At 46.6% G+C, this 4,445-nt stretch carries 4 protein-coding genes; 1 reads left to right on the forward strand and 3 read right to left on the reverse strand.

The features are described from left to right. The first annotated feature begins 95 nt into the window (after nucleotides 1-95). The gene (locus tag QUB61_RS38050) at nucleotides 96-1,088 is read left to right on the forward strand and encodes a tyrosine-type recombinase/integrase (protein WP_333136491.1); all 993 of its coding nucleotides are present in this window, start codon (nucleotides 96-98) and stop codon (nucleotides 1,086-1,088) included. A gap of 447 nt (nucleotides 1,089-1,535) precedes the next feature. Here the strand turns inward: QUB61_RS38050 and QUB61_RS38055 are convergent, their stop codons facing one another. The 3 genes from QUB61_RS38055 to QUB61_RS38065 all read right to left on the reverse strand — a co-directional run bounded on the left by QUB61_RS38055 (nucleotide 1,536) and on the right by QUB61_RS38065 (nucleotide 3,740). After that, a complete protein-coding gene (locus QUB61_RS38055; protein WP_333136489.1) occupies nucleotides 1,536-1,901 on the reverse strand; it encodes a hypothetical protein in 366 nt (121 codons plus the stop codon). Nucleotides 1,902-2,547: 646 nt separating this feature from the next. Further along, nucleotides 2,548-3,234 carry a hypothetical protein gene (locus QUB61_RS38060; protein WP_333136487.1) on the reverse strand — a complete coding sequence of 229 codons (687 nt, stop codon included), beginning with the start codon at nucleotides 3,232-3,234 and terminating at the stop codon, nucleotides 2,548-2,550. After that, nucleotides 3,231-3,740, reverse strand: coding sequence for a hypothetical protein (locus QUB61_RS38065; RefSeq protein WP_333136485.1), 510 nt, complete (start codon nucleotides 3,738-3,740; stop codon nucleotides 3,231-3,233). The genes QUB61_RS38060 and QUB61_RS38065 overlap by 4 nt, the downstream gene beginning before the upstream one ends. Nucleotides 3,741-4,445: the final 705 nt, after the last annotated feature.

Consider the following 4,445-nt stretch of genomic DNA (forward strand, 5'->3'; position numbering starts at 1 on the left):
CTTTCAATCTCTAATCCCAGTTGCCCCATCCGTTTCTAGATGGGGCCCATTTTTCCTGTAGTGTTCGCGTAAACGTCGGTTATCAAAGGCATAAAATGAATAAACCAGAACTGTCGATGGCCCGCCTTGAAGCTTCCCTCGATGCCAAAATTTCGAGATATTTCGACACTTTAGATACTGACCCTGACGTGCTCAAACAATTACTCGCCGACAAGCGCTCCGAAAATACCCGCCGCGCCTATGAGCGTGATGTCAATGACTTTTTAAAAACTATGACGGGAAAGCCTGCCTGTCCTGATAACGTCTTGGAGTTTTTGCACCTTGAGGAACGGCAAGCGGTTTCGGTGGTCTTGAAGTACAAAGCTAAGCTGATTGACAAGGGACTTAAGGAAGCGACGGTTAATCGGCGGCTGGCGGCTGTCAAGTCGTTGGTGGAAATGGGTCGTAAGCTCGGTGCGTGCCATTACAGTTTGGAGGATATCAAGGGGGAGAAAATTGTCGGCTACCGAGATACAACGGGCGTTGATAGAGCCACTTTTGAGCGAATTTTGCAGCAGTGCGATCTGGCAACACTAGCCGGGAAGCGTGATTATGCTTTGTTGCGCCTGCTGTGGGGTAATGCTCTGCGGCGAAACGAAGTTAGTCAGTTGAGTGTTTGTGACTTTGACCTGGCCGGTAAGACTTTGCGAATTCTTGGCAAGGGACGCGGGACGCAAGCTGAGATGATCGATTTGGGTTCTGCGACAGTGCAGGCGATCGCCGATTGGTTAGAAGCCAGGGGAAGTTGCTCGCCCGATAGCCCGCTTTTTATAGCACTTGACTCCGCTCACAGCGGATACAGACTTAGCGGCGACGGTATCTGCAAGATGGTTGTCCGTCACAGCGAAAATGCTGGTATCAAAAAACAGATGTCCCCTCACCGCATCAGGCATTCAGCTATCACAGCGGCGCTGGACGCAACAGACGGGGATGTGCGAAAAGTCCAGAAACTCAGCAGACACAGGAATTTAAACACGCTCATGATATATGACGATAACCGGGGGCGCGACCAGCAAGACGTTACCGAAATGCTTGATGGGATGTTTTGAATATTTTTACAGGCTTCTATCAGTAATTCGTTAAGGGGATAAGTGAGCAGTCGTACAGAAACTTACGCTAAGGCTGAAAGCTTTACTGAATAAGCATTCTGGGAATCACTCTTTTTGTCTATCTAAAACTTGAAGAGTTGAAACTTAAATTGTACCAACTAGAGCATAGATTATTTGGTACAGCTTTTTTGTACGGCACAGTAAGGCTTTGAGGCTTTTAAATTTCAGACATATCAATTGGTACAGGTTTATAAGACGCGATCGCAATATTCAAAACGGCACAATCAATTCCTTAGCGTAACTTTCTGTACGGTTGCTCATTTCACCCCGTAATTGGGGCAAAGACTCATTGCCAATTACCAATTGCAAATTACCCATCGTGTAAAACGCCGAACGGAAGAATGGAGGAGGGCTTTTTGTTTTGGGGGCGATCGGGCGATCGGTCTTCTAATCTTCTGTTGCTTCCAAAATTTCCCTTAGCTTCGACATAGTATTTTTGGGTAGCTTGGTGGCTTTTGGGAGGAGAGTCCTAAAGAAGTTCACGATGTCCCCGGCGTAGCCAGATAAGTCGATCGCTGGTGCTGAATTTTGTTGGCGTTCTGCAAGTTGTGCCTCGACTTGTTCGAGTGAGGCCCGCTCCGTCTCAACCTGTTGTTTGAGTTCATCCCGTGAGCCAGCAACCTCTGCTAATTGCTGTTCGGATGCGGAGAGTTTCTGGTTGGTGGCGTCTAATTTCTGGTTGGCAGTTGCTAGTTGCTCTTGAGTTTGTTGAAGTTGCTGCCGCTCGCTCGCTACCCAGGTGTGACGGAGCAATTGATGCCAGTGCTGCTACGAAGTTGTCACAACAACAGGAGCAATGTGAGCAATCGGCACAGTCGAAGAGCGGGTAAAAATCAAACTACTTGACACCTAGGATTCCCCATTCATAAGGGTGCATTGTTTTTGTTTCTGCGTGTAAAAGTCAGGTTTGTACGGACAAAACCATTGCTTGCTAGCAAAACTAAACAGCCATAACCTGCCTCAACAGGCAAATGTACGCTCGACACAAAAAGGCAGTAATTTGGCATAAAATTGCAGGCATTTGCAGGATATTTTCGGGTAAATACAGGGAGAGTGCAGCCCCTGCAAATGCCTGTAATCTCACTGACTTTATACTGCAAATGCCTGATTTTAACGCTCACAACAATTAGCTATTTTTTAGCGTTTTTAACAAAGACTGGATTGATTTAATAGTCAAGTGGCGGCATCGGAATTGAATTTTGAAGCAAGTTGAGCAAATGTGAGGAAATTGGCAGGTAGCTAAAATTTTAGAAGCGATTTTGTAGCGTAGTACCCACTATGCCAGCAATAAAGTTGAGGCTGGACTATCTGGTTTTTGCGCTCGCCCGCCGAGCTGAGAGCGAGTGTAAGGCTTACCTCGATCGAGTGTCCGCTGCCGTCTATTGCTAGCAGTCAACTACTACGCTACTATCGCCAGCCTTTCAATTCTTTGCAATAGCAAGCGAGTGCGACCTGAATTTTTAGCAGCGGACGAGAGGAAAGCAGGCGCGATGGAACACAGATTTTCCAGCTCGGCTCTAAACCATCCTGATAAAAATGCTTTCACTTCATAGTCAGCTTGTTGCACTTCCTCGAACAAACTAGAACGCCCGTCAAGCAGTGCCACAATGTCTTCAATATCGGAACTAAAATAAAAGTTACCCCCGCCTCTACCCGTGAAAGCTTCTATTTTGGAGGCGAGGAGATAAGGCGTTGAAAAAATTAGGATTTGCCTACCACTTGGAAGTTGGTAGTGAATAGAATTAGCAATACCTGGCTTGTACCAGCGGTTAGAAAACCCCAGTACCGACTCATCGCACGGCATCACATCAATTGAAATGCCCTCATATTGCCAGCGACATAGGGGTGCCCCTGGTTCTGTAGTTTCTTGAAGCCCAAGGGTTCGCAACAAGTTCGAGAAATTGTAATATTCAGCTCTGGACGTGATTTCCACAACACAATCAACATCATCGGTAGGTCGAATATCAGGAGCCGCCACTTCGTCCAGATACAGGAATATCGTCGCCCCTCCTGTGAAGACGATGGTAGTGCGTACTTGAGAGAGTACCCGGGCGACTGTTTCCAGCATGAGTATCTGCTGATTCATAGAGCAACGATCCTCTTTTCAAGTTCGTCTATAGCTAAACGTTGCTCCCGCACCCGACCAACTCGAATAGCGTCAATCAAGCTGAGCAAGGCGTAGAGTTCTGGATCGTTACTGGCAGCTTGGGGGACTGAACGGTACAGAGGCGCGATCGCCTGTCCTCTGACGACACCTTGAGGGTCAGGCCAGACATAAACCTCAGATGGTGAGGCAACCAGCTTGCTTTTCAATGGCTCAGCAGAATGTGCAGTTGGCAGTCCCCGCGAGAGGGGGCCTGGTTGGGCGTAGAATACATAGCGCAACCCGTGAACCAAGAATTCAAACACCGCTTGCTTCAAAATTTTCCGCTCGGAGCCATAATACAGACCGGCAGCTTCAGAACGCTCAAGGGCAGCATGAACCTCTGATGCGCTCATGCCCAAGCTTTGAGCGAGAGAACTGTACGTCCAGTTCGTTGAATTCCAACTGTGAACTTTGAGTATTGCAAGGATATCTTGGGGTTTTAGCATAGCGGATGAGCTAGCGCATTGTTTCCTTTATTCTATATTCGCGAATAGCGAATAACCAAGGTGTGGCGACTTTAATTTACTGCTCGGCGCTCGTTGAAGGGCAAGAGCCTATTCGCGAATACAGCGCTCGCCCCGGCTGCTTGAAGCCGTTGTAGGAGCGCTATTCGAGCGCGTGTTTCAGAAAACTTAGCCGCAACTTTTCTTTACCGATATAAATATATCTCCCAACATTGCTTGCTACCATCTTTCCTTTACCGATATAAATATATCTCCCAACATTGCTTGCTACCATCTTTCCCTGCTTTTTTCCAGTTCTTCCCAGCTTGCCTAAATTTGCATAAATTTGAGTTTTTTGTTGCTAATACCGCAAAAAATTGGGTTAACAATTCAAGCTGAGCTTACAAACTTTTACTCATAAAAACTCAAAAACCACAGCAATAACTCAGAAAAACTCATCGTCGAGCGACCCCAAAAAGTTAATTTTGAGGTGTTTACCTGTCGCGGTACGCTTAATAATTATTTAACAACTAAACAGCTTGCCTCTGCATTCCCCAATAGTCGCAATTGTAGAAAAAGCAAGCGACTAACTGGTAGCATTTATGCTGTAGTTTCAGGTTCGAGCAAGCCAAACTAATCGAATAGACTGTTAAAGTTGCCTAAAAGATTGCCGCCTTGTTATAGCCATTTAGCTATTGCATATCAACC

Source organism: Microcoleus sp. C2D2 (assembly GCF_036702495.1).
Lineage (GTDB): Bacteria > Cyanobacteriota > Cyanobacteriia > Cyanobacteriales > Microcoleaceae > Microcoleus.

Bases quoted from the DNA above. Each gene is read 5' to 3' on its own strand.
- QUB61_RS38050 (WP_333136491.1), top strand. From the start codon at position 96: ATGAATAAACCAGAACTGTCGATGGCCCGCCTTGAAGCTTCCCTCGAT.
- QUB61_RS38065 (WP_333136485.1), bottom strand. From the start codon at position 3,740: ATGCTAAAACCCCAAGATATCCTTGCAATACTCAAAGTTCACAGTTGG.
- QUB61_RS38060 (WP_333136487.1), bottom strand. From the start codon at position 3,234: ATGAATCAGCAGATACTCATGCTGGAAACAGTCGCCCGGGTACTCTCT.